Annotated in this window: 16 protein-coding genes and 1 pseudogene; 12 read left to right on the forward strand and 5 right to left on the reverse strand. The window is 65.6% G+C overall.

Annotated elements, in window-relative coordinates; genetic code table 11:
• Positions 1-332: 332 nt before the first annotated feature.
• The 4 genes from DFR52_RS06585 (at position 333) to DFR52_RS06605 (ending at position 6,194) form a co-directional block, all read left to right on the forward strand.
• Positions 333-2,861, forward strand: coding sequence for a methyl-accepting chemotaxis protein (locus DFR52_RS06585; RefSeq protein WP_110031180.1), 2,529 nt, complete (start codon positions 333-335; stop codon positions 2,859-2,861).
• Positions 2,862-3,772: 911 nt separating this feature from the next.
• Entirely contained in the window at positions 3,773-4,126 is a 354-nt protein-coding gene (locus tag DFR52_RS06590; protein WP_110031181.1) for an ArsR/SmtB family transcription factor, read from the forward strand.
• Entirely contained in the window at positions 4,119-4,598 is a 480-nt protein-coding gene (locus DFR52_RS06595) for an SRPBCC domain-containing protein (protein WP_110031182.1), read from the forward strand. The genes DFR52_RS06590 and DFR52_RS06595 overlap by 8 nt, the downstream gene beginning before the upstream one ends.
• A 393-nt stretch (positions 4,599-4,991) precedes the next feature.
• Positions 4,992-6,194, forward strand: coding sequence for a multidrug effflux MFS transporter (locus DFR52_RS06605; RefSeq protein WP_110031184.1), 1,203 nt, complete (start codon positions 4,992-4,994; stop codon positions 6,192-6,194).
• A 107-nt stretch (positions 6,195-6,301) separates the two neighbouring features.
• Here DFR52_RS06605 and DFR52_RS06610 read toward each other — a convergent pair whose 3' ends face one another.
• A complete protein-coding gene (locus tag DFR52_RS06610; protein WP_110031185.1) occupies positions 6,302-6,541 on the reverse strand; it encodes an SMc00767 family acetate metabolism repressor in 240 nt (79 codons plus the stop codon).
• A gap of 104 nt (positions 6,542-6,645) precedes the next feature.
• Complete coding sequence (aceA, locus tag DFR52_RS06615; protein WP_110031186.1) at positions 6,646-7,935, reverse strand: isocitrate lyase; 1,290 nt, start codon at positions 7,933-7,935, stop codon at positions 6,646-6,648.
• Positions 7,936-8,174: 239 nt separating this feature from the next.
• On the opposite strand from aceA, the gene DFR52_RS06620 reads away from it, so the two are divergent.
• Entirely contained in the window at positions 8,175-9,611 is a 1,437-nt protein-coding gene (locus DFR52_RS06620) for a helix-turn-helix domain-containing protein (RefSeq protein WP_110031187.1), read from the forward strand.
• A gap of 15 nt (positions 9,612-9,626) precedes the next feature.
• On the opposite strand, the gene DFR52_RS06625 is transcribed toward DFR52_RS06620, so the two are convergent.
• On the reverse strand, positions 9,627-10,202 hold the full coding sequence (locus tag DFR52_RS06625; RefSeq protein ID WP_110031188.1) for a TetR/AcrR family transcriptional regulator: 576 nt from the start codon (positions 10,200-10,202) through the stop codon (positions 9,627-9,629).
• Between the two features lie 74 nt (positions 10,203-10,276).
• Between DFR52_RS06625 and DFR52_RS06630 the strand changes: the two genes are divergently transcribed.
• The 6 genes and pseudogenes from DFR52_RS06630 (at position 10,277) to DFR52_RS06655 (ending at position 15,101) form a co-directional block, all read left to right on the forward strand.
• Entirely contained in the window at positions 10,277-10,666 is a 390-nt protein-coding gene (locus DFR52_RS06630) for a nuclear transport factor 2 family protein (RefSeq protein WP_110031987.1), read from the forward strand.
• Positions 10,667-10,697: 31 nt separating this feature from the next.
• Positions 10,698-10,820 (forward strand): annotated as a pseudogene (locus DFR52_RS25075) (short-chain fatty acyl-CoA regulator family protein); the annotation flags it as partial.
• A gap of 240 nt (positions 10,821-11,060) precedes the next feature.
• On the forward strand, positions 11,061-12,155 hold the full coding sequence (locus DFR52_RS06640) for a polyamine ABC transporter substrate-binding protein (RefSeq protein ID WP_110031189.1): 1,095 nt from the start codon (positions 11,061-11,063) through the stop codon (positions 12,153-12,155).
• A 71-nt stretch (positions 12,156-12,226) separates the two neighbouring features.
• A complete protein-coding gene (locus DFR52_RS06645; RefSeq protein WP_110031190.1) occupies positions 12,227-13,369 on the forward strand; it encodes an ABC transporter ATP-binding protein in 1,143 nt (380 codons plus the stop codon).
• 2 nt (positions 13,370-13,371) lie between these two features.
• Positions 13,372-14,283: an ABC transporter permease subunit gene (locus tag DFR52_RS06650; protein ID WP_110031191.1), complete on the forward strand. Its 912-nt coding sequence runs from the start codon at positions 13,372-13,374 to the stop codon at positions 14,281-14,283.
• Positions 14,280-15,101 (forward strand): ABC transporter permease, encoded by an 822-nt coding sequence (locus DFR52_RS06655; protein WP_110031192.1) that lies wholly within the window; start codon positions 14,280-14,282, stop codon positions 15,099-15,101. Before DFR52_RS06650 ends, DFR52_RS06655 begins: the two co-directional genes overlap by 4 nt.
• 54 nt (positions 15,102-15,155) lie before the next feature.
• Here DFR52_RS06655 and DFR52_RS06660 read toward each other — a convergent pair whose 3' ends face one another.
• Both DFR52_RS06660 and DFR52_RS06665 read right to left on the reverse strand, forming a co-directional pair.
• On the reverse strand, positions 15,156-15,398 hold the full coding sequence (locus DFR52_RS06660; protein WP_110031193.1) for a DUF6460 domain-containing protein: 243 nt from the start codon (positions 15,396-15,398) through the stop codon (positions 15,156-15,158).
• Positions 15,399-15,606: 208 nt separating this feature from the next.
• A complete protein-coding gene (locus DFR52_RS06665) occupies positions 15,607-17,484 on the reverse strand; it encodes an AsmA family protein (RefSeq protein WP_146215546.1) in 1,878 nt (625 codons plus the stop codon).
• Between the two features lie 174 nt (positions 17,485-17,658).
• Between DFR52_RS06665 and DFR52_RS06670 the strand changes: the two genes are divergently transcribed.
• Positions 17,659-19,611: an acetoacetate--CoA ligase gene (locus DFR52_RS06670; RefSeq protein WP_110031195.1), complete on the forward strand. Its 1,953-nt coding sequence runs from the start codon at positions 17,659-17,661 to the stop codon at positions 19,609-19,611.
• Positions 19,612-19,644: the final 33 nt, after the last annotated feature.

Genomic DNA, 19,644 nt, shown 5'->3' on the forward strand with positions numbered 1-19,644 from the left:
TCATGGCCGCCGCGCCGGCCGGCCCGGGCATCCGAGGGCCGGCTACGGACCCGGCGGGCGGGACCGCAGGACGGCGTGGCAAGGGGCCCTGCCGGCGGCGGCCGAAGCGCTCCGGCAGCATCGGGACGGGGGCGGAACTGGCCCGTATTGACGCATCGCTACGAAAAAATGCAGCAACATTCGCGCCGCCCGGTTCAGGCTAAATTAACCTGTGTCGCCCAACTGTTAGCCAGGGGTCGCGCCTGTCCGGTCATCGGCAGCGCGTTGCATGATGCGCCAGCCCCTTCGCGGCACTCCCGCATGCCTTTGCTCTCCAGGCCTCCGGATTTCCAATGATCATCGATCGTTTGCTTGCGCGTTTTTCCATCCAGACCAAGGTGATCGTCTTCATCCTGCCGCTGATCGGGGGCATTGCCGGACTGGCCACCATCAATCTCTACACCGGCTCGATGCTGGGCGAGAGGCTCGATGGCACCAGCGCCAGCATTGAATCACTCAGCGGATTCCAGCAGGCCTATCGCGGCATGAACGAATTCCTGCAGCACGCGACCGAGGCGAAGCGCGACGAGGTGATCGGCCAGCTCGACGCCCAGGTCGACCGCATGCAGCAGATCCTGGCGCTGGCCGGCAATTCCCGGGAGGAGACGGCCATCACCAACGCCACCGAGATCACCACCGCGCTGCGGGGACAGATGGATGGCCTGTGGGCGCTGCACGACGAGGAAACCGCGATCCGGACCCAGTTCGCCGACGCGCTCGCCTCCCTCAACGATGCGCGCAGCCGGCTCATCGAGAAGTCCGATGCCATCGAGGCGGATCTGGTGTCGGCCGAATACGAGGCCAAGCAGCTGCTGCGCGCCGCCGAAAAGCTCGGCAACGGCGCCGAGGCGGTGGTGCGGGTGTCGAGCGCGCTCTCCCGCGCCGCCACGCCCGAGGAGGCCTTCACTCTCGCCAATGAGATGCGCAAGGAGATCATGCTGCACAACCGCACGCTGCCGGCCTACATCCCCGGCAGCAAGGCCGAGCTGCGCAGCATCATCACCGACAATTTCGACGGCATCCTGGCTGTGCTGAAATCCGACGTGGTCAGCGAACCCGGCATGATCCAGCTGCAGAAGTTCGCCAACGGGCTGCGCCCGACCGGCCTGCAGCTGCAGGGGCTGGCCGCCAACACCGCGCGCGACGCCACCATCCGCTTCGCCGAGCTGGACAAGCCGATCATCCGCGGCCAGACCATCACCAAGAGCGCGCGGCAGTTCCTGACGATCGCCAACCAGCTCGAGCGCTCGATGATCGAGTTCCTCGCCGAGCCGACCGAGGAGCGGGCGGCGCTGCTCGACACCAGGGTCGCCGCCATTGCCCAGAACCTGCAACTGATGCAGCTGACCGACGGCGGCGACGAGCTGTTCGAGACCATCGGCCAGGACGCGGCCGACCGCGCCCGCGGCCTGCCCCCCATCGCCGCCGAACTGGTGGTGACGGCCGAGAGCCGCCGCGCCGCCTTCGGCGAAGCCTCGTCGCGCATCCACGACGCCTGGAACAACGTGCTCACCTTCGCCAGCAGCCAGGAAGCGGGCGCTGCCAGCGTCAAGACCCGCGCCAGCGGCATCACGCTCAGCGCCGCCGTGATCGCCGGACTGTTCGGCCTGCTTGCCGCGGTGCTGCTGGTGGCTGCGCTGAAGGGGCCGATCCTGCGTCTTGTCAGCTCCATGCGCGATGTCGCCGAAGGCAAGCTCGACGCCGAGATCTCCGGCGGCAGCCGGTCCGACGAGATCGGCCAGATGGCCCGCGCGCTCGGCATCTTCAAGGCCAATGCCATCGACAAGATCCGCATCGAGCAGGAAAGCGAGACCACCCGCCGGCAGGCGGCCGTCGAGCGCCAGCGATCGGACATCGAGAAGGCCCAGGCGGAGGAAGAGCTGCAACTGGTCGTCACCTCGCTCGGCGAGGCGCTGCGCAACCTGGCGCAGGGCGACCTCGTCGCCACCATCGACACGCCGTTCTCCGGCAGCCTCGACAGCCTGCGGGTGGACTTCAACGACTCCGTCGAGCGCATGCGCGATGCGCTGAGCCAGATCCGCGACAACGCCCATTCCATCCAGGGCAACTCCGACCAGATGCGCTCGGCGGCCGACGACCTGTCGCGCCGCACCGAACAGCAGGCGGCATCGCTGGAGGAGACCGCGGCCGCCGTCGACGAGATCTCGGCCACGGTGCGTGAATCCTCCAACCGCGCCGCCGACACCAACCGGCTTGCCAGCGAGACCTGCGCCGACGCCGTCAGGACCGGCGAGATCGTCTCGCGCGCCAACGACGCCATGGGCCGCATCGAGCAGGCCTCGGGCAAGATCAACCAGATCATCGGCGTCATCGACGAGATCGCCTTCCAGACCAATCTGCTGGCGCTCAATGCCGGCGTCGAGGCGGCCCGCGCCGGGGAGGCGGGACGCGGCTTCGCCGTCGTCGCCCAGGAAGTGCGCGAACTGGCCGGCCGGTCGGCCAAGGCGGCCAAGGAGATCAAGGAACTCATCGCCCAGTCCGGCACCGAGGTGAAGAGCGGCGTCACGCTGGTCGGCGAGACCGGCGAGGCGATTGCCCGCATCAACGAGCGGATCGAGGAAATCTCGGCCCACATCAACTCCATCGCCAAGGGAGCCAGCGAACAGGCCACCGGCCTCAACGAGGTGAATTCGGCCGTCAACCAGATGGACCAGATGACCCAGCAGAATGCGGCCATGGTGGAGGAGACCAGCGCCGCCAGCCACGAACTGGCCAAGGAGGCCGCGGCCCTGACGCAACTGGTGGCGGCATTCCGCGTCGATCTCGCGGTCGACGGCGACCAGCGCTCTTACGCCGCCTGATCGCAGGCGCCACGTTTCAGCATTTTGCCCCGGCGCCTGCGCCGGGGTTTTTTCGTTGGGGGGGAGGCCGCATCGGACGCGATGCTTTTCCTTCGCCGAACTCGGCGGAGGCGGCGGCGAGATCTCGCCTGGTCCCTCGTGGTTCAAGGCTCGCCAGGCTGAGGGTCATCGCCAAAGCGCCAACACGACCGCCAAAGCACCCCCACCCCAACCCCTTCCCTCAAGGGCTACGGCATTCACGCATCGTTGTCGTAGACCACCAGCGAGATGAGGAGATGTAATTCCAACGTGCTGATCCACACTCGCGCGCCAGAAATTGCAGGCGAGAAACGTTGCGGATGCCTCCGACCCCCTCACCAACAAAATCTACAGCTTGGCCCTGCGGTCCAAGGCTGTGATTTTGTATCCTCTCCCACCAGGGGAGAGGTGGAATCGCGGAACCCGCGGCGCGACCCCCTCTCCCTTGGTGGGAGAGGAAGCAATTTCAGCGTCTTAACGCAGTTAAGCGCTAGAAATTGCAGGCGAGGGGGTTGTTGCCGCCCGCCGCCTGGCTCTTGTCATTGAGCCCCACGCTGTCAACATGCCCAGCCACCTCCGAAATGTGTGAATCACGTAGCCCGCAAGGGGGGAGAATGGGCTCCGCAAGACCCCCGGGCCTATCCGAAATGAGGGGAGGGGCTAGGGGTGGGGTATCAATGGTTGCGTAAATGGAAATGGACATGGACCTGCATAAAAATTGGAGAGGTTTTTCGAGTTGGAACAAACCGAAATTCCGAAGCAGCAGAACTGGTTTCCCAACGCCGCCACGGGTCACCAGATGCGGGAAGGCCGCAGCCTGGGGTCGAAAAACCGCTTGCGGTATTTAGCGAATGTGTTAATTAACATTCACGCTAAATGAATCGGAGACCATCATGCAGTCCGCGCAGCTCGACGCCACCTTCTCGGCGCTCGCCGACCCGACCCGCCGGGCGGTGCTGGCCGAGCTGGCCTCAGGCGCCCGGACGGTCAATGAACTGGCCAAGCCCTTCGACATCAGCCTGCCGGCCTTCTCGCGCCATCTCAAGGTGCTCGAGCAGGCGGGGCTGATCACCCGCGGCCGCGACCGCCAGTTCCGTCCCTGCACGATCGCCCCCGAGCCGCTGCGCGAGGCCACCGACTGGATGCAGCAGTACCGCAAGCTCTGGGACGAGCGGCTCGACCGGCTCGACGCCTATCTGGCGCAACTTCAATCCCCGACATCAACAGAGGACCGCGACGATGACTGAGGCATTCCCGGAGACCGCCGACCCGGCGCGCATGATCGTCACCGAACGGCTGGTCGCCGCGCCGGTGGAGAAAGTCTGGGCAGCCTGGACCGAGCCCGAGAGCCTGAACAAATGGTTCGGCCCGGACGGCTTCCGGCTGACCACCCGGGCCTTCGACTTCCGGGTCGGCGGCGTGTGGGATTTCACCATGCACGGCCCCGACGGCACCGACTATCCGAACTGGGTGGTCTTCACGGCCGTCGACAGGCACCGCCGCATCGCCTGGCGCCATTCGGAGGCCGAGCATGACACCAATGTCTTCGTCACTTCCTGCGACTTCATCGCCGAAGGCGCCGGCACGCGGCTCAGGCTGGTGGCCGAATTTCCAAGCGTCGAGGAGCGCGAGCGCGTCGTCCGCGATCATGGCGCTGTGGAGGGCGGGGTGCAGACGCTCGGCCGGCTGGCCGCACTCGTCGAAGCGGACGCCGGGTGACGCAAGGACGGCGCTTTGCAAACCTGCCACACCGGCGCGGAATCTTCGCCGCGCCGGCCATGCCGGGGCTTCCCGCTTTCGCCGGGCAGGACTATATCGGTGTTGCAAACGTCCACCTTCAGGGAGCAGGGACGATGAACAGCATCATCCAGACCCGGTAACCAGCGCCGGACCGGCGAGCCGCCCGACGCGAGCGCGCGTCAGCGGCGCCAGCCCGTCCGGCACGGCCGGACCCAGCCGCCTGCCGTGGCAAGCGGCCGGGAACCGATGCTCCGGTTGCCCTGCCACGGACGCTGCAGGCGGTGCCTGCCCCGCAGACCTTCCAGACAGAAACGGCCGCCGGACCGCGAGGCCCGGACTGCCCGACCCTCGAATTCAGTCGCGAGAATTGCCATGACACCTGGTTTCCTGCGTTCGGCCGTCATTCTGGGACTTCTGTCCTGTGTCGGCCCCTTCGCCATCGACATGTATCTGCCGGCGCTGCCCAAGGTGGCCACCGAACTCGACGGCACCATCGCCGCCGCGCAGATGACGATCACCTCCTATTTCATCGCCTTCGGCGTGGTGCAGATCTTCTACGGCCCGCTGTCGGACATGTATGGCCGCAAGCCGCCGCTGCTCGTCGGGCTCGTGCTGTTCATCATCGGCTCGCTCGGCTGCGCCTTCGCCCCCGACGTGAGCTGGCTCATCGCCGCCCGCTTCCTTCAGGGACTGGGCGGCGCGGCAGTGATGGTGATCCCGCGCGCCATCATCCGCGACATGCACACCGGCACCCAGGCGACGCGCCTGATGGCGCTGGTGATGCTGGTCATTTCGGTCTCGCCGATGCTGGCGCCGCTGGCCGGTTCCGGCCTGATCGCCATCAGCGACTGGCGGCTGATCTTCCTCGTGCTGGCTTTCGTCGCGGTGCTGTCGATCCTGATGACGCTGTTCCTGCAGCCCGAGACGCTGGCTCCGGAACACCGGGTGCCGGTGAGCCTCAAGGCCATCGGGCGCGGCGCGAAAACCCTGTTCACCGATCCGGTGTTCATGGGCCTGACCTTTGTCGGCGGTTTCGGCATGGCGAGCTTCTTCGTCTTCCTCGCCAGCGCCTCCTTCGTCTACACCGGCTTCTACGGGCTCACCCCGGTGGGCTTCAGCCTCGCCTTCGCCATCAATGCGCTGGGCTTCTTCGCCGCCTCGCAGTTCGCCGCCGGCCTCGGCGAGCGCTTCGGGCTCATCCCGATGCTGACCTGGGCGGTGAGCGGCTTTCTCGGCGCCACGCTGATGCTGCTGGCGCTGGTGCTGGCCGGCTTCGACCAGCTCGGCGTGGTGATCCTGATGCTGATCCTCGCCAATGCCTGCCTCGGCCTCGTCATCCCCACCACCATGGTGATGGCGCTCGACGATCACGGCGACATCGCCGGCCTGGCCTCCTCGCTCGGCGGCATGCTGCAGATGTTTTCGGGCGGCCTGATGGTGGCGCTGGTGGGACCGTTCTTTGACGGCACGCCGGTGCCGATGGTGGCGGCCATCGCCATCTGCGCGGTGATCGCCTTCATTCTGATGCGGCTCACCATCTCCGCCCGGCTGCGCACGCCGGTGCTGCCTGTCTGAGGCCGCGGCCCTTGCACTGCTGCTTCAACTGAGCAACGACAATCCCCGCCGCGGTGGCCGCGGCGGGGATTGCATCTGCCGGAAGCGGATCGAAGGCGGCCTGCGCCTCAGCCGCGGCCCTGGGTGACGATGACCGGAATCAGCAGGTCGCCCCAGTTTCCCTCGCCGGCGTGATGCCGGGCGGAGCGAACCAATTCCACCGACACGCCTGCATCCACGGCCTTCATGACGGAGTGGTTGAGGCGATGCAGGTCATTGGCCACCATGCGGATGGCGGCCTGCTGGTCTGCTGACATGGCCGATGACTGCTCCTCGGCCCGTTCCTTCACGCGTGTCTGCGGTGCCATGGGAATTCTCCTTGTGGTTGGCGTTGCAGGTGACGACTCCCTGACATTCTCGGGCGCCGCCTTGGGGACCGGGGGGCATTGGGCCTGTCCCCCCGGTCGTATCTCTATTCGGCCGCGGGCCGGAACTGCGCCGATTCCGTGGATTCGCCCATCGCCGTGGTGGACGACTTGCCGCCGGAGATCGCCATCGAGACGGCGTCGAAATAGCCGGTGCCCACTTCGCGCTGGTGCTTGGTGGCGGTGTAGCCATTGACCTCGGAGGCGAATTCCGCCTCCTGCAGCTCCGAATAGGCAGCCATCTGCCGGTCCTTGTAGCCGCGGGCGAGCTCGAACATGCCGTGGTTGAGCTGGTGGAAGCCGGCCAGCGTGATGAACTGGAACTTGTAGCCCATGGCGCCGAGTTCGCGCTGGAACTTGGCGATGGTGGCGTCGTCGAGGTGCTTCTTCCAGTTGAACGACGGCGAGCAATTGTAGGCGAGCAGCTGGTCGGGATGCTCGCGACGCACGCCCTCGGCGAACTTGCGCGCCTGCTCCAGATCGGGCTTCGAGGTCTCGCACCAGATCAGGTCGCAATAGGGCGCATAGGCGATGGCGCGGGCGATGCAGGGCTCGAGGCCGTTCTTGACATTGTAGAAGCCCTCGACCGTGCGGCCGGCGTCATAGTCGACGAAGGGCCGGTCGCGCTCGTCGATGTCCGAGGTGAGCAGCTTGGCGGCTTCCGCGTCGGTGCGGGCGATGACCATGGTCGGCGTGCCCATGACGTCGGCGGCGAGCCGGGCGGCGTTGAGGTTGCGGATATGCGCCGCGGTCGGGATCAGCACCTTGCCGCCGAGATGGCCGCACTTCTTCTCGGACGCCAGCTGGTCCTCGTAGTGGACGCCGGCGGCACCGGCCTCGATGAAGGCCTTCATGATCTCGAAGGCGTTGAGCGGGCCGCCGAAGCCGGCTTCGGCGTCGGCGACGATCGGCGCGAACCAGGTGTCGACCGACAGGCCGTTGCCTTCCGAGGTCTCGATCTGGTCGGCGCGCTGCAGCGTGCGGTTGATGCGCTTGACCAGCTCGGGCGCGGCGTTGGCCGGATAGAGCGACTGGTCGGGATACATGGCGCCCGCCGTGTTGGCGTCGGCGGCGACCTGCCAGCCCGACAGATAGATGGCCTTCAGCCCGGCGCGGACCTGCTGCATGGCCTGGTTGCCCGACATGGCGCCCAGCGCATTGACGAAGTCCTCCTCGTGGATGAGCTTCCACAGCCGGTTCGCGCCGTTCTCGGCCAGCGTCTGGCGGATCTGCACCGAGCCGCGCAGCTTCCTGACGTCTTCGGCGCTGTAGGGGCGCTCGATGCCGTCGAAGCGGCCTTCCGGGGCCGAGGGGACGAGATTGTAAAAATCGGTCATGACGTAAACTCCGCTGTCAAATCCTGTTGTTTCCCGAACCGCGCTTGGGAACGCTCGCTTCGGGTCGATGACGAAGATTTACATTGCACTGCAGAAAGAGCCGAGAAAATTCAGCAAAAACGGCCGGATATTGAAGTCACGTTGTCTTGCGTTTGACAAAAGCCGGCTGTAAAACTGTAAATCTTGTAAAGAAATGGGGCGCGGCGGTCATCGCCGATTTGTCAAAGGGGTGACACGATATGGCGGAGCAGAAGATTTTCGCCGGACCGCGCATCCGCCGCATCCGCAACGCCAAGGAGCTGACCCAGACCGCCATGGCCGAGGCGCTGGGCATCTCGCCGTCCTATCTCAACCTGATCGAGCGCAACCAGCGGCCGCTGACCGTGCAGCTGCTGCTCAAGCTGTCCTCGGTGTTCAGGATCGAGATCGACGAGCTGCAGGGAGAAACCGGCGCCACTCTCGCCTCGCTCAAGGAGGTGTTCGCCGACCCGCTGCTCTCGGGGGAACTGCCCGGCGACCAGGAGGTGATCGAGATCGCCGACGGGGCTCCCAACGCCTCCGCCGCCATCATCAAGCTCTACCGCGCCTATCGCGAGCAGGCGGGCCGGCTTTCCGATCTCTCCGCCATGCTGGCCAGCGAGGGCCACAGTCCGGCGCTGGCGGGTGCCCGCCTGCCCATCGACGAGGTCCGCGAAGCCATGGACGGCCGCGGCAATCACTATCCGGCGCTCGAGGAGGAGGCCGAAGCCTTCCACGCCCTGCTCAAGCCCGGCGACGACCTGATGGGGTCGCTCAAGGCCTGGCTGAAGACCGAGCATGGCATTGTCGTGCGCGCATTGCCGGTGGCGACCATGCCGAACTGGCGCCGCCGCTATGACCGCCATTCCCAGCGCCTCTTTCTCTCCGAGCGGCTGTCCCCCTTCGACCAGTTGCGCGAGGTGGCGATGGAAGCGGCGCAGATCCGCATGAGCGTCGCCATCGCCGCCGGGGTCAACGATCTCAGGCTGACCAGCGACGAGGCCCGCCGCATTGCCCGTTTCGAGATGGCGCGTTACGCCGCGCACGCCTTGATGATGCCCTACCAGGCCTATCTCGCCGCCGCCCAGCGCGCCCGCTACGACATCGACGTGCTGCGCTCGCGCTTCGGCGTCTCCTTCGAGCAGGCGGCCAACCGGCTGACGACGCTGGCGCGGCCCGGTGCGCCGGGCGTGCCCTTCTTCATGCTGGAGGTGGACGTGGCCGGCCACCATTTTCGCCGCGCCGGCGCCCAGGGCTTTCCGCAGCAGCGCTTCGGCGGCCTGTGCCCCAAGCTGTCGATCCATGCCGCGTTCGGGCAGCCGGGACAGATCCTGGTCGAGGCGGTGCAGATGCCGGGCGGCGCCGAGTTCCTCACGCTTTCGCGCACGCTCGAGGGCCCGCAGGGCGCCTATTCCGAGCGGCCGCGCCGCACCGCCATCCTCATCGGCTGCGACATCGGCTTCGCCGACGACACGGTGTATGGCGAGGCGCTGCCGATGACCGCAGGGCGGCCGCCGCAGCGCTCCGTCATCGCCGTCGGCCCCGCCTGCCGCCTCTGCGAGCGCTCCGGCTGCCTCGCCCGCGCCGAGCCGCCGATCACCCGGCCGCTCGGGCTCGATGAAATGGTCACCGGCCTGTCGGCATTTGATTTCCAGTAACGCAGGGTACCGGCTTCAACCGCCACCGAGTATCCGCTGCGCACCTTCGTGTAACAGCACCGGCAGAAGCTCGGGGCCTTCCAGATATCCAATCTCGAGCAATCCGTCAGAGAGGGCGACAAGCAGGCTTGCGGCAATCGAAGGGCGAGCTATCCCCGCACTGCTTGCCAGATCCCGAATGCGTCCATGATACCAGCGACGACGGGCCGCGATGGCCTGTCGCACTGGACTGCCGGGGTCGGCATATTCGGCGGCGGCGTTCAGAAACGGGCAGCCGCGGAAATTCTCCGTCGCCGCCGCGTCCACTATCCGCTCCAGCATCGATATGATCAGCTCCCGCGGCGGTTTGTCCGGAAGCTGCGCGACTGCCGCACGCCCGATCTTGTCCTGCTCCTCGATGTAGGTCTTCACCAGATCGTCCTTGGACGGAAAGTGATTGTAGAAGGTCGCTTTGGCCACCCCGGACTCGGCGATAATCCGGTCGACGCCGATCGAATGGATGCCATTCAAGTAGAACAGGCGGGTTGCAGTTTCGATCAGCCGCTGCCGGGGAGGGCTTGCAGGTAAGGTTTTTGCACTCTGGTTCTTCATCGCTTGACACTAGCAGACAGATTAGTCTACTTCAACAGCCATACAGACAGGTCTGTATGAAGAGGGAGTTGAACATGAAGCACTTGACTACCGACGAAGTGATGAAGCTTTTCAATCAGGCGTTTCTGGAGCACCGGCCATCGCTGCTGGCGGATTTGGTCGCCCCCGACTGCGTCATGGAATCAATCCAGCCGGCGCCGAACGGCACCCGATACGAAGGCGGTAAGGTGTGTGCCGCGTTCTGGGAGGAACTCGCGGCTGACCGCCTTTCGCAATTCGAGTTGGAGGACACTGTCGTCACGAATGACCGGGCGGTTATTCGCTGGCGGTTCAACTTTGGAGACGGCCAATCGGTGCGAGGCGTCAATCTGATGCAGGTGCGCAATGGTCAGATCGTGGAGGCGCTTGGCTATTCCAAGTCTCCCGGACAGTCCGCTCCTCTGCCGGAGACGACCGGAAATTAGTGGCGTCGAAGCAGGCGGGGACGGTCCGGATGCCGGCCCCGCCTGCCGGCTGTGCGAGCGCTCCGGCTGCCTGGCCCGCGCCGAGCCGCCGATCACCCGGCCCCTGGGCCTCGACGAGATGGTGACCGGACTTTCGGCCTTCGATTTCCAGTGAACGGCCCCGGATTGGCACCTTCCGGTGCGGCCGGCCTGCCACAGCCCGGAGCTGCAGGTGCGGTGCGGTATCCCGCGACCGGGCGCGGCCAGGAAATGGCCGACTTGCTCTTGTGCAACGTGAGATTCGTCTTAAGGTTACCCATCCGCCGCACCCGGCAGCAAGCCTGGGACGCGGACACTCTTCCCGGTGCGGCCCTGCGCGGCCCGGGTGACAGATCAGAGAACGAGAGGAACAGGCATGAACCTGAAGACCCGCCTTCTAACCGCCGCCGCCCTGCTGGCGGCCACGACCATGATGGCTTCCGCCCAGGAGCGAGTCGTCAATGTCTACAACTGGTCCGACTACATCGACGAGAGCATCCTCGAGGAGTTCACCAAGGAGACCGGCATCAAGGTGGTCTACGACGTCTATGATTCCAACGAGGTGCTGGAAACCAAGCTGCTGGCCGGCTCGACGGGCTACGATCTCGTGGTGCCGACGGGCACCTTCCTCGCCCGCCAGATCCAGGCCGGCGTGTATCAGAAGCTCGACAAGTCGAAACTGCCCAACCTGAGCAACATGGACCCGAAGATCAGCGAGCGGCTTGCCAAATACGATCCCGGCAACGAGCACGCCATCAACTACATGTGGGGCACCACCGGCCTCGGCATCAATGTCGACATGGTCAAGGAGCGCCTCGGCGATCAGCCGCTCAACACCTGGGATATCGTCTTCAAGCCCGAGCTGATTTCCAAGCTCGCCGATTGCGGCGTCTACATGCTCGACACCTCCGAGGAGATCATTCCCGCCGCGCTCAACTATCTCGGTCTCGATCCCGATTCCAACAGCCCCGACGACATCGCCAAGGCCGAGGAGCTGCTGCAGACCATCCGCCCGAGCGTCAAGAAATTCCACTCCTCGGAATACATCAACGCGCTCGCCAACGGCGACATCTGCCTGGCCGTCGGCTGGTCGGGCGACATCCTGCAGGCGCGCGACCGGGCCGCGGAAGCCGATCAGGGCGTCAAGGTCGAATATGTCATTCCGAAGGAAGGCGCGCTGATGTGGTTCGACAGCTTTGCCATTCCCGCCGATGCAAAGCATGTGGAAGAGGCACATGAGTTCCTCAACTACATGATGAAGCCGGAGGTGGCGGCCAAGGCGTCGAACTATGTCTATTACGCCAACGGCAACCTCGCCTCGAAGGAATTCCTCAACGAGGATGTCATCGGCGATGCTGCGATCTATCCCGACGAGGCCACTTTCGGCCGCCTCTACTCCACGTCGCCGAAGGACCAGCGCACCCAGCGGGTGCTGACAAGAGCCTGGACGAAAATCGTCACCGGCCAGTGACCTGACACAGCCCCGGTCCCGCAAGGGGCCGGGGTTTTCATTTCCACTCCAAGCAGAACGGGCAGGTCCGCATGAAATCCCTGGGCAGCATTCGCCGCAGCTTCGAACCCTGGAATGACCCCGACGCCAAGCCCTATATCCGCTTTGACGGCGTGACCAAGAAATTCGGCGATTTCGTCGCCGTCGATGACCTGACGCTGCACATCTACCACCGCGAGTTCTTCGCGCTGCTCGGCGGTTCGGGCTGCGGCAAGTCCACGCTGCTGCGCATGCTGGCGGGCTTCGAGAGCACCAGCGAGGGCTCGATCACCCTCGACGGCGAGAACATGGCCGGCATTCCGCCCTACCGGCGGCCGGTCAACATGATGTTCCAGTCCTACGCGCTGTTCCCGCACATGAGCGTGGAGAAGAACATCGCCTTCGGCCTCAAGCAGGACGGCATGGCCAGGTCCGAGATCGACGACCGCGTCCAGTCGATGCTGAAGCTCGTCAAGCTCGAGCAGTTCGGCAAGCGCAAGCCGCACCAGCTCTCCGGCGGCCAGCGCCAGCGCGTGGCCCTCGCCCGCTCCATCGCCAAGCGCCCCAAGGTGCTGCTGCTCGACGAGCCGCTCGGCGCGCTCGACAAGAAGCTGCGCGAGGAGACCCAGTTCGAGCTCATGGACCTGCAGCAGGACCTGGGCCTCACCTTCGTCGTCGTCACCCATGACCAGGAGGAGGCGATGACCATGGCCGACCGGATCGCGGTCATGAACTACGGCCGCATCATCCAGATCGCCACGCCGGCGGAAATCTACGAGGCGCCCAATTCGCGCTTCGTCGCCGACTTCATCGGCGACGTCAACATCTTCGACGGCACCGTCGTCTCCGCCGACCCGACGGGGACCGAACTCGACATCGGCGGCGGCATCGCGCTGCGCTCGGACAACCAGACGAATGTGAAGGCCGGCGGAAAGGCGAGCCTGGTGATCCGCCCCGAAAAGATCCGCGTCTCGCGCGAAAAGCCCGCCGACACCGCCAACGCCATGTCCGGGGAAATGTGGGACATCGCCTATCTCGGCGACATGACCGTCTATCACATCAAGCTCGAGAGCGGCCAGATCGTCAAGGCGTCCTCGCTCAACGCCGTGCGCATCGTCGCCGACCCCTTCACCTACGACGACCGGATGTGGGTCAGCTTCGACACCGACGGCGGCGTCATCCTCGGGGAGGAATGAGCATGCGACGCTTCGCCTCCGCCGTCGTCTCCCGGCTGGTCATCATCGTTCCCTATCTCTGGCTGTTCGTCTTCTTCCTGGTGCCCTTCGGCATCGTGGTGAAGATCTCGCTGTCGGCGCCGGCCATGTCGATGCCGCCCTACACGCCCGCCTTCGACCTTGCCAACGGCATCGGCGGCCTGATCGACGCCGTCAGGCAACTGAGCTTCGACAACTACGTCTGGCTGACCGAGGACGCGCTCTACATCAACGCCTATGTCTCCAGCCTGACCATCGCCTTCATCTCGACTTTGTTCACGCTGCTCATCGGCTTTCCGCTGGCCTACGGCATGGCGCGGGCCCCGGACTCGGTGCGGCCGACACTGCTGATGCTGGTGATCCTGCCGTTCTGGACCAGCTTTCTCATCCGCGTCTATGCCTGGATCGGCATTCTCAAGCCGGAGGGCCTGCTCAACCAGATGCTCATCTGGCTCGGCGTCATCGACACGCCGCTGATCATCCTCAACACCAACACCGCCGTCTATATCGGCATCGTCTATTCCTATCTGCCGTTCATGGTGCTGCCGATCTATTCGGCGCTCGAGAAGATGGACTACACGCTGATCGAGGCGGCGCAGGATCTCGGCTGCCCGCCGATCACCGCGTTCTGGAAAATCACCTTTCCGCTCGCCATCCCCGGCATCATCGCCGGCTGCCTGCTGGTGTTCATTCCGGCCGTGGGCGAGTTCGTCATCCCGGACCTGCTCGGCGGCTCGAAGACGCTGATGATCGGCAAGACGCTGTGGAGCGAGTTCTTCAACAACCGCGACTGGCCGGTATCCTCGGCCGTGGCGGTGCTGCTGCTGCTGATCCTGGTGGTGCCAATCATGTTCTTCCAGCAGGCGCAGGCGAAAGCCCAGGAGAGCGGCCGATGAACAGCAACTGGTCCCGATTCAACATCGCCTCGGTGATCCTCGGCTTTGCCTTTCTCTATCTGCCGATCGCCATACTGGTCATCTATTCGTTCAACGAGTCGCGACTGGTGACGGTCTGGGCCGGGTTCTCGACCAAATGGTACGGCGAACTGTTCCGCAACCAGGGACTGATGGACGCCGCCTGGGTCACCGCCCGCGTCGGTCTCGTCTCCGCCACCTTCGCCACCATCCTCGGCACCACCGCGGCGCTGGCGCTGACCCGCTACACCCGCTTCCACGGCCGCATTCTCTTTTCGGGCATGGTCTATGCGCCGCTGGTGATGCCCGAGGTGATCACCGGCCTGTCGTTGCTGCTTCTGTTCGTCTCGATCGATTTCGGCCGCGGCTTCTGGACGGTGACGCTCGCCCACATCACCTTCTCCATGTGCTTTGTCGCCGTCGTCGTGCAGTCGCGGCTGGTGAGCTTCGACCGGTCGCTCGAGGAGGCTGCGCAGGATCTCGGCGCGAGCCCGGTGACGACCTTCTTCCAGATCACCCTGCCGGTGATCCTTCCCGCGGTGATTTCCGGCTGGATGCTCGCCTTCACCCTGTCGCTCGACGATCTGGTGATCGCCAGCTTCACCTCCGGGCCGGGGGCGACGACGCTGCCGATGAAGATCTACAGCCAGGTCCGGCTCGGCGTGACTCCCGAGATCAACGCGGTGTGCACCCTGCTGATCGCCGCCGTCACCATCGGCGTCATCATCACCTCGGTGCTCAACAAGAGCCGGGAAGTGCGCCGCCGGCGCGACGAGCAGGCGGCCTACGCCGGGCGCTGAGGCAGCGCTCCCCCCAGCCGGCGCCGCGCGTCACGGCGGTCCGGCCGGCGCCTGTCAGTTCCTGGGCGGCCGCAGCAGCATCGTGACCAGCCAGATCGGCACGATGACCAGAGATCCGAGCACCAGATTGGGGATCGCCCATTCGGCTCCCGTCCGCAGCATGGCGAAGACGGCTTCGGGCGTAAGCCCGATTTCCGACAGGATCTCGGCCGCTGAAATGTTGAGCGCCGACAGCACGGCGCCGGCCATCAGCGAAGCGATCACGATCTTGACGACAGCCGCCAGCACTCTGCCCATATGCGCCCGATCCCGTTGCCCGAACCCACCACGGTCCGGACGCCATTGTCGTCAAATCCGTCCCGATCCGCAAGCGCGCGCCGACACAGGCTGACGAGCATCGCGTGGATCCGGATTCTCGCGATGTGCCTGGCCTTCTGCAGATATGCATGTGGTGATCCGTAACCGCGCCGCGCGGTCGCGCGACATGCATCGGGGCGCGCGGATCTCAGTTTGCGACGGGTGAAAACACCGGTTGCGGCCAGGAGCCGCCGACGAAGAACCTGAGCGGCGGCTCCGCCTGCGTGACGGCCGGCGCCGCTTCGGCTTCGCCCCGCTTGGACCTTCCGATCACCCCCGCGATGGCGAGGCTGCCGCGCGAATAGGGAACCACGCCGGACAGGGTGATGGTTTCGGTCGTCCCGATCAGGTCGCCCCTGGTCAGTTCGGCCTGTCCGCCGGCAATGTCGACCTCGAACTCGGCCGCGTTGAACGTGAAGGGGCTGCCGGTGGCCGTGTCGGCAATGCCGAAGAAGCGTTCGGTCCGGGCGAGCTGCTTGAAGCGGGCAAGATCAAATCCGGGTGTCACGCCCTTGCCCAGCGTCAGCTTGATCTTTCCTGTCAGGTCGGCCAGCGATGTGGCCCAGGTCGGGTAGGGGGAGGCGACCTCCAGGTCGAGCGTGCCGATGCCCCGCGGCAGCGGTCCGGTCATGTCCATGGCGTCGAACAGCTTGCCGAAATCGGTGTTGCGCGCCGAGATTCTCAGCTTGGCGCCGCCGTCGACGCCTTTCTCAGAGATGGCGATCCGCCCGGTGAGATTGCCGCCATAGGCCGTGGCGTCGCCGATGTCGAACATCGCCCGGCCTTCCTCGACGCGGGCCGCGGCTGCGAGATTGGACATCACCACCGGGCCGAAGCGGGCGGTCTGGGCCGACAGCCTGAGATCAAGGCCGATCTCGCGCAGGAAGCGGGTGTCGATGGTCGAGGCGATGTCGTCGCCCGCCTTCGGCAACGGCGTGAACGCCTTCAGGAACGAGGTGATGTCGAGCGTGTTGAAGGCCAGCGTTCCGCCGACAGTCGGCGGCGCTTCCGCCGGCAGCTCCACGTCGAGCACGCCGGTGCCCCTGTTCTGGTCGATCATGATCGTCAGATTGTCGAGCTTCGCCGCAAGTCCTCCGGCGGAAATGTCGGCCGTCATCTCGAGCGCGCCCAGCGCGTCGCCCGGCTTGATCTCGGTGCCGGACCACTCCAGCGCCCTGCGCACGGAGGGGCTCTTGAGCTTCAGCGAACCGTTGAAATAGCCTTCGGGGGCCAGATTGAGGGTCCCGTTGAACGACAGGTTGAGCGGCGCCGAGGCGAGCGTGGCTTCCAGGCTCGTGGCGCGCTGGCCGAGCAGCAGCAGCGGCGACCCGATGGTGGTGGTGATCGCCACCTGCTCGCCGCGGATGATCGCCGACAGGTTGACCCGTGCCGCCGCGGTGGGAGAGGTCCAGGAGACGGTGCCGTTGACGGCGGTGAGCTTTTCGGCCGGCGCGCCCGGGTCGCGGATCCACTGCACGGTTCCGTCCTCGATCTCGACGGTGCCGAGGGCTGCGGACGCGGGCACGCTTGCCCCTTCGGGCGCCGGCTGTCCCGATTGAGCCGCCACATCCAGCGCGACGGCGCTCTTGATGCCACGGGACAGTTCACCGTCGAGCGACGCCCAGTTCGAGGTGCCGTCGGGATAGATTTCGAGGCTGAAGGTCGGGCGCACCAGTTTGAACTCGGAGAAGCTCGGGGCGCCGAGAATGGCGGAGAACAGGTTGAAATTTGCAACGATGCTGTCGGCGCGCATGATCGGGTCGCCGTCGGCGAAGCTTGACGGACTGATCTCGACATTGTCGAGCTTGATCGTCGGCAGCGGCCAGAAGCTCATGGAGGGCGCATTGCCGAGCGACACCGGATGTCCGGCCCAGGCGCCGATGTCGCGCTCGAGGCGATCGCGGACCAGGTCGCTCGAGACCGCGAGCGGCAGCGAGACCGCAATGGCGATGAGGGCAAGCGCCATGGCGAGGGCGATCAGCGACGCCGTTCGTCGCAGTGGCCATCGCCTGATCAACTCATTCACGGCTCCACCCCCGGGATTGCGCCATCATGCTCGGGTTTCTGGTTAATGGCTGGCGCGGGCGAAAGCAATCGCCACTGCCCAATGCGTTGGGGATGCAGTGTTCTTCCGCCCAAAACAGGCGTTTTTTTTCGGACGGAGCAATGGTATCAACCGCGCACCAGCAAGGAGAGACCCATGACCGACCAGCCGCTCTGGACACCGAACCCTGAAGCGCTCGCCTCCAGCCCATGGATGGCGTTCGCCGGATTTGCCGGCAAGCGCGCGGGCATCGACCTGAGCGACCCGCGCGAGCTGCAGGCCTGGTCGATCGAAGACCGCGAGGGTTTCTGGTCGGCGGTCTGGGATTTCTGCGGCATACGCGGCGACAAGGGCGCGGTGGTGATCGAGAATGCCGACGCCATGCCCGGGGCGCGCTTCTTCCCGGAGGCCCGCCTGAATTTCGCCGAGAACCTGCTGTCGCGCACGGGCGGCGAGCCTGCGATCCTGTTTCGGGCGGAGGATGCGCACAAGTCCTCCCTGAGCTGGGACGAACTGCATGCCATGGTCTCGAAGCTGCAGCAGGCGTTTCGCGCCCATGGAGTGGGCGAGGGAGACCGCATCGCCGCCATGATGCCCAACATGCCCGAGACCATCGCCTTCATGCTCGCGGCGGCCTCGATCGGCGCCATCTGGTCGTCCTGCTCTCCGGATTTCGGCGTCCAGGGCGTGCTCGACCGCTTCGGCCAGATCGAGCCGAAGCTGTTCGTGTCCTGCGACGGCTACTGGTACAACGGCAAGCGCCAGGAGATCGGCGAGAAGCTGCAGGCGATCGCCGAGACCCTCAAGCCGCAGGCTGCCATCATCGTGCCGCTGTTGGGCGATGCCGAGGGCGTGGCGGCGCGGGTGCCGGGCGGGGTGACGCATTCGGCCTTTGTCGACGGGCTTGCCGCCCGGCCGGTCGAATTCGTCCGGCTGCCTTTCGGACATCCGCTGTACATCCTGTTCTCATCGGGCACCACCGGCATTCCGAAGTGCATCGTGCACTCGGCCGGCGGAACGCTGATCCAGCATCTCAAGGAGCACCGCCTGCACTGCGGCATCGAGGCGGCCGACAGGCTGTTCTACTTCACCACCTGTGGCTGGATGATGTGGAACTGGCTGGTCTCGGGCCTGGCCGCCGGCGCCACCCTGTGCCTCTATGACGGCTCGCCGTTTTACCCCGACGGCAATGTGCTCTTCGATTACGCCGCCGATGAAGGCTTTGCGGTCTTCGGCACCTCGGCCAAGTTCATCGATGCCGTGCGCAAGGCCGGCCTGACGCCGGGCAAGGACCATGACCTGTCATCGCTCCGGCTGCTGACCTCGACGGGCTCGCCGCTGTCGCCGGAGGGATTCTCCTTCGTCTATGAGGAGATCAAGCCGGACGTGCAACTGGCCTCCATCTCCGGCGGCACCGACATCGCCGCCTGCTTTGTCCTCGGCATTCCGGCGCTGCCGGTGTGGAAGGGCGAGATCCAGGGTCCGGGCCTCGGCATGGCGGTGGATGTCTGGGACGAGGACGGCCAGCCGATCCGGGGTGAAAAGGGCGAACTCGTCTGTACCAAGGCCTTTCCGTCGATGCCGACCGGCTTCTGGAACGACGACGACGGCAGCCGCTATCACGCTGCCTATTTCGACCGCTTCGCCGATGTCTGGTGCCATGGCGACTTCGCCGAATGGACGCCGCATGGCGGCATGATCATCCACGGCCGCTCCGATGCCACGCTCAATCCCGGCGGCGTCCGCATCGGCACGGCGGAAATCTACAACCAGGTCGAGCGGCTCGACGAGATCCTCGAGTCGATCTGCATCGGCCAGACGTGGGACGACGATGTGCGCGTTGTGCTGTTCGTCCGGCTCGCCGACGGCGTCGTGCTCGACGAGGCTCTGAAGGCGAAGATCCGCGGCGTCATCCGGTCGGGAGCCTCGCCGCGCCACGTGCCGGCTCGCATTGTCGCCGTCAGCGACATCCCCCGCACCAAGTCGGGCAAGATCACCGAGCTGGCGGTCCGCGACGTCGTGCATGGCCGCCAGGTCAGGAACCAGGAGGCGCTGGCCAATCCGGAGGCGCTCGGACTGTATGAAAACATTGCCGAACTGCAGGACTGACCGCCCGCTGGGCAACGGCAGGTGTTAACAAAT

It is taken from the genome of Hoeflea marina (genome assembly GCF_003182275.1).
GTDB lineage: Bacteria > Pseudomonadota > Alphaproteobacteria > Rhizobiales > Rhizobiaceae > Hoeflea > Hoeflea marina.

What these genes read in the sequence shown, in the direction of transcription:
- DFR52_RS06585 (WP_110031180.1), top strand. Translation starts at nt 333, where the DNA reads ATGATCATCGATCGTTTGCTTGCGCGTTTTTCCATCCAGACCAAGGTG.
- DFR52_RS06590 (WP_110031181.1), top strand. Translation starts at nt 3,773, where the DNA reads ATGCAGTCCGCGCAGCTCGACGCCACCTTCTCGGCGCTCGCCGACCCG.
- DFR52_RS06595 (WP_110031182.1), top strand. Translation starts at nt 4,119, where the DNA reads ATGACTGAGGCATTCCCGGAGACCGCCGACCCGGCGCGCATGATCGTC.
- DFR52_RS06605 (WP_110031184.1), top strand. Translation starts at nt 4,992, where the DNA reads ATGACACCTGGTTTCCTGCGTTCGGCCGTCATTCTGGGACTTCTGTCC.
- DFR52_RS06610 (WP_110031185.1), bottom strand. Translation starts at nt 6,541, where the DNA reads ATGGCACCGCAGACACGCGTGAAGGAACGGGCCGAGGAGCAGTCATCG.
- aceA (WP_110031186.1), bottom strand. Translation starts at nt 7,935, where the DNA reads ATGACCGATTTTTACAATCTCGTCCCCTCGGCCCCGGAAGGCCGCTTC.
- DFR52_RS06620 (WP_110031187.1), top strand. Translation starts at nt 8,175, where the DNA reads ATGGCGGAGCAGAAGATTTTCGCCGGACCGCGCATCCGCCGCATCCGC.
- DFR52_RS06625 (WP_110031188.1), bottom strand. Translation starts at nt 10,202, where the DNA reads ATGAAGAACCAGAGTGCAAAAACCTTACCTGCAAGCCCTCCCCGGCAG.
- DFR52_RS06630 (WP_110031987.1), top strand. Translation starts at nt 10,277, where the DNA reads ATGAAGCACTTGACTACCGACGAAGTGATGAAGCTTTTCAATCAGGCG.
- DFR52_RS06640 (WP_110031189.1), top strand. Translation starts at nt 11,061, where the DNA reads ATGAACCTGAAGACCCGCCTTCTAACCGCCGCCGCCCTGCTGGCGGCC.
- DFR52_RS06645 (WP_110031190.1), top strand. Translation starts at nt 12,227, where the DNA reads ATGAAATCCCTGGGCAGCATTCGCCGCAGCTTCGAACCCTGGAATGAC.
- DFR52_RS06650 (WP_110031191.1), top strand. Translation starts at nt 13,372, where the DNA reads ATGCGACGCTTCGCCTCCGCCGTCGTCTCCCGGCTGGTCATCATCGTT.
- DFR52_RS06655 (WP_110031192.1), top strand. Translation starts at nt 14,280, where the DNA reads ATGAACAGCAACTGGTCCCGATTCAACATCGCCTCGGTGATCCTCGGC.
- DFR52_RS06660 (WP_110031193.1), bottom strand. Translation starts at nt 15,398, where the DNA reads ATGGGCAGAGTGCTGGCGGCTGTCGTCAAGATCGTGATCGCTTCGCTG.
- DFR52_RS06670 (WP_110031195.1), top strand. Translation starts at nt 17,659, where the DNA reads ATGACCGACCAGCCGCTCTGGACACCGAACCCTGAAGCGCTCGCCTCC.